Raw genomic sequence first — 4027 nt, forward strand, 5'->3', positions numbered from 1 at the left:
GCATCTGCCGCTTGCATGGGGTCAAAACGATCCTGCAAACCATATTGTTTGGCGGTGCTATCGATAAATTGATACAACCCACCAGCAGAGGAACGGGGATTCCTTGCATTCGGATTGCCTCCACTTTCAACTTGCGCAACACGGTATAAATAACTCTCTGGCAAGCCGTAACGTGCTGCCGTTTGCCGTATCGCTTGATTAACAGAAGGACTATAACGGGTCATTTCGCATACTCTATTGAAGCACTAGGACCTAACCCTTTTGCTACAGCTCTAGAAACAATCTTCAAGCCTTCATCCGTTATCACACCGGCTTTATGCCACTTCAAAGCACTTTGAATCAATTTGGCAATTTCATTGCGCTCCATTCCTTTAACGCCAAAAGTTGCTAACTTCGCTATACCGCGCTCTAGCTCTTGTCTTGCCCGTAGCGCCTCTGGGGCATTTGGATGAAAAAATATGTTTCGTGCTAATTTTAAGCCTTGAGCTGGTATATCAGGAATACTATGTGGTACACGAACTCCATCAAAAAGAGAAAACTCAGGAATGCCTTCAAATTTGCTAAAACCCTCTTTTGCTGCATCAGAATAGAATTGCTCCTGATCTACTGCCTTTTTAAAAGTAGAAAACCGCTCCGGTCCTATGGTTCTTTCAAGATTCTCAGACGCAAGATTTTGTTTTAAAAGTTTAGAAAATTCATTAATAGGGTCATCATTTTTTCTGAGTAAATCATCTAATGCATCTCTCATGCCCATCTGATAGGTATTATTTTGTTTTGTCCAATTCCCTTTAGAAAGATTTTCCTGAACTGCATCCCTTTCAAAACTCTTTTCAAGCTTTGTTCCAAAAGCTTGTCTACCTTCTTCAAAGCTATCTGCAAAGTTTTTGAATTTTGCCGCACTACCGCGTGCTGCTTTGTACGTAGGAGAGATTTCGTCCATTATTTTTACCAAATTTTGTTTGAGGACTTCGTATCCTAAAATCTTTTGGTTATCACCATGTTTCTTACTTTTTTCGATTAAATCATCAAGAGACTGCTTAGTTTGATCTAATAACTCTATCGTAGGTTTATAGGTTATACTGCTAAATCTTCTATCATAAAACCTTCTAGGATTTATACTGAGAGGGTGTTCCTCTAAAGTATTGACAGCTTCTTTAAGAGCTTTTTGAAACCCTTTATTTTCAAAAAGTTTATTAAGAGCCGGATAATGCTCTCGTCCTATTGGAGTTTGCCTTGCTTGTTCATAAAGATGATCATGCGCTTCTTTCCCTTGCTGTTTAAGCGTCCTGCTTAAAGTATCGCTATGCTGGTATGGAACAATTGTCTGCTCCATCATATCATCAAGACGTTGAACAGAACCGCCTAATCTTTTCTCATGCGCTTGTTTCAAAAGATGATAAACATCTTCATTTGTTTTAGACGCATTCCACAAAGTCTGTCGTAGTTTTTCATTAATATCTGTCAAAAATACTTCCTGAGGTTCTGAGCTAAGACGTTCTGTGATCTTTTGGGTTTTATTATCGTAAAGTTGTTTGGCAACTTCTCGCAAAGCCTTATTGGAAACCTCTTTATGAGCAGGATTAAAATAATTCCTTACAAGTGGAGGTGATTTTAAAGCATTTACAAGTAAACCACCTAACTTAGAAACCCCCGCACCTGCTAAACTAGCAGCTGGTGTCAAAACTGCCCCACCAACACCACCAGCTAACGCCGAATTCACCGTATCATTGTAACCTTCTCCAGCACCAGAACCATGTAAAGCTCCAGAGCCTGCCCCAACAAGAGCTCCCCTACCTAAACCTCCTAAAGTCGAACCTGCTCGCAAAAAATTTAAAGCAGGGATCCCCAATGATGCTATTGTTGGTAAAATCGAACCAGCAATATAAGCACCAGAAGACCACCATGGATGTTTCTCTTCCAAAGCTTTTTGGTAAGCACGTTCTTTGGCTACTCTTCTGTTATAAACCTCTTCTGCCTTTTTATCGCCGCTCCAATAATCCCTCACACCTGCTTCACGTACTGCTTTCATTTCGTCAAAATAACCTGCCGTTGCACCAGATGCGCTATGTCTCATAACCGCATCCAACCACGTAAGATCTTTATCATCAAATGAAAAATCATTAGATGTTTCTTGAGTATTAGGAATATCCTCAGCAATACCAATCACTTTATATTTCCTAGCCCACTCAGGGAGACGTGATTTATCATAATCCTTAAGTTCAGGATAATCTGTTTCCTTTTGAACATCTTCAGCAATACCAATAACCTTATACTTTCTAGCCCATTCAGGAAGAAGTGACTTATCATAATTCTTAAGTTCAGACATGAAACATAACCTATTTTCTTATAGTCATTCTTTTACCATCGGCATCAATAACAATAAAATCTGCCCCTTTCGGTAAGGCTTCAATTTCTTCTGCACTTTTTACTACAGGCGCATTTGCACTATGTCCTTGCTGTGGAGCTTTAGAATGCGGCTGTGATGTAACCTTATCAACATTCTCTTGCGTTAATGCAATGCTATTGTTTTCCAGCAAATCCAATACGTCTGATTTCATCTTACCCAAAATCTCATGGATTTTTTTCAACCTAAACAAGAGCTCTTTATGACCCAAGTTGTACTTTATCTCTCCTAAATAGCTCTTTAAGATATCAAGTTCTCTTTCTGTGAGATTCCCAAAACCTGAGGCGCCATTACGCGAATACTGTCTCATCGTTTCTAAACGATCAATACCTATACGATTTTTAATGGAATCAAGCAGTGAACTCATATCACGGTGTTGAGGAACACCCAACTGAGCTTGTATACTAGCCGCATTACCTGTAGCCCATTCACCATTTTCTTCTATATAGTTCATAAAACGTTCAATGTCATGGAGTGTATTATTACTGATAGTTTCTCTATTTTTAAGCTCTATCGTTTCTCGTAGGCGGTCCAATTCTTCTTTAGATCTAGCATCATAACCGCCGTTCGCTTTTTGTAATAGAAAAGCATTCAACGCATCTTTATTCCCAGCCATGAACCGCGCTTCTTCTTCGCTATAGCCTTTGGACTTTAGATACTCGACGGTCTGATTAACCTGCCCTCTTTGTTTATCTCCTTCGTTAAGACGCTTCACACCACTTGCAAGCGCATCCCACCCAGAACCGCCTGACGGTGCTGCCGACATACCTGCAAAAAGATCTTGAAGCTTTTTATAAAAATCAGACTGGACAAACTTTTCAAAACCAGTTCGAGTATCTACTGGAGAAGTTTGTGACTGTAGTGTTGAAGCTGCCTCTACTATAGGCGTAAGTTGTTTAATCTCCTGTGCATTAGGGAGTGGTGGATGATTACCAACACCAAATGGTATTTCTGCTTCAGGAACCACATAAGGTTCCTTCTTCTCATGATATACTCCATCCGGAACAATAGTTCCTATTTGAGAAGGCGCAAGAGAACCACTCTCAAACGGTTTATCAATAGAAATTGCACTAGGAGTAGCAGGACCTTGATGCTGCTGTATTACTTTCTGCAACATATTCATTTTATCAATAGGTCTCTCACCAATCTTCGGAATAACCATTCCTAATAGCTTTCGACCATAGATCTCTTCACGCTTTTGGCGTTCTCTTTCTTCTTGAACTGTAGACCATCTCCTTCTATTGCGTTTTAATGTAGGTGGGAGATGTGTACTATGTTGTATTAAACCATCTGCTCCTATTCTAGACATTCTAACTAAAGGATGTTCACCTTGATCAGGAGGAATAAAAAAACGCGAAATGTTATCGAACCAAGAACTTTTTTCCATTTCTTTCTTTCCTATACACCGAATTTTTTGCCTAAAAATGCGCCAAAAGGCTTAGAAATATCAGGAATACCCATAAAACTTGTCGCAAGACCTGCTACTGTCGCAAAATTCTTCCAAGGGTCGTTGCCTTGCATTAGAGAAGATGTGTTGTTACCTGTTGTCGTGCCGTAATTCCTTGCAAAGCCATGACCGGCGTTCATAAGCATATTCAACCTATTCCAGCCGCTATTGTCTTG

3 protein-coding genes and 1 pseudogene are annotated in these 4027 nt (G+C 40.0%); all 4 read right to left on the minus strand.

Annotated features, from left to right (window positions below):
• A partial coding sequence (locus ACFIKE_RS08550) for a transglycosylase SLT domain-containing protein (RefSeq protein ID WP_375649294.1) occupies positions 1-224 on the minus strand: 224 nt, incomplete at its 3' end.
• The gene (locus ACFIKE_RS08555) at positions 221-2326 is read right to left on the minus strand and encodes a glycine zipper family protein (RefSeq protein ID WP_375649297.1); all 2106 of its coding nucleotides are present in this window, start codon (positions 2324-2326) and stop codon (positions 221-223) included. The genes ACFIKE_RS08550 and ACFIKE_RS08555, both read right to left, overlap by 4 nt.
• Before the next feature lie 10 nt (positions 2327-2336).
• Positions 2337-3791, minus strand: a complete 1455-nt coding sequence (locus ACFIKE_RS08560; protein ID WP_375649299.1) for a hypothetical protein — start codon at positions 3789-3791, stop codon at positions 2337-2339.
• A gap of 11 nt (positions 3792-3802) precedes the next feature.
• Positions 3803-4027, minus strand: a pseudogene (locus ACFIKE_RS08565) (hypothetical protein); the annotation flags it as partial.

The organism is Bartonella sp. MU70NMGDW (assembly GCF_042194085.1).
GTDB classification, from domain to species: Bacteria; Pseudomonadota; Alphaproteobacteria; order Rhizobiales; family Rhizobiaceae; genus Bartonella; species Bartonella grahamii.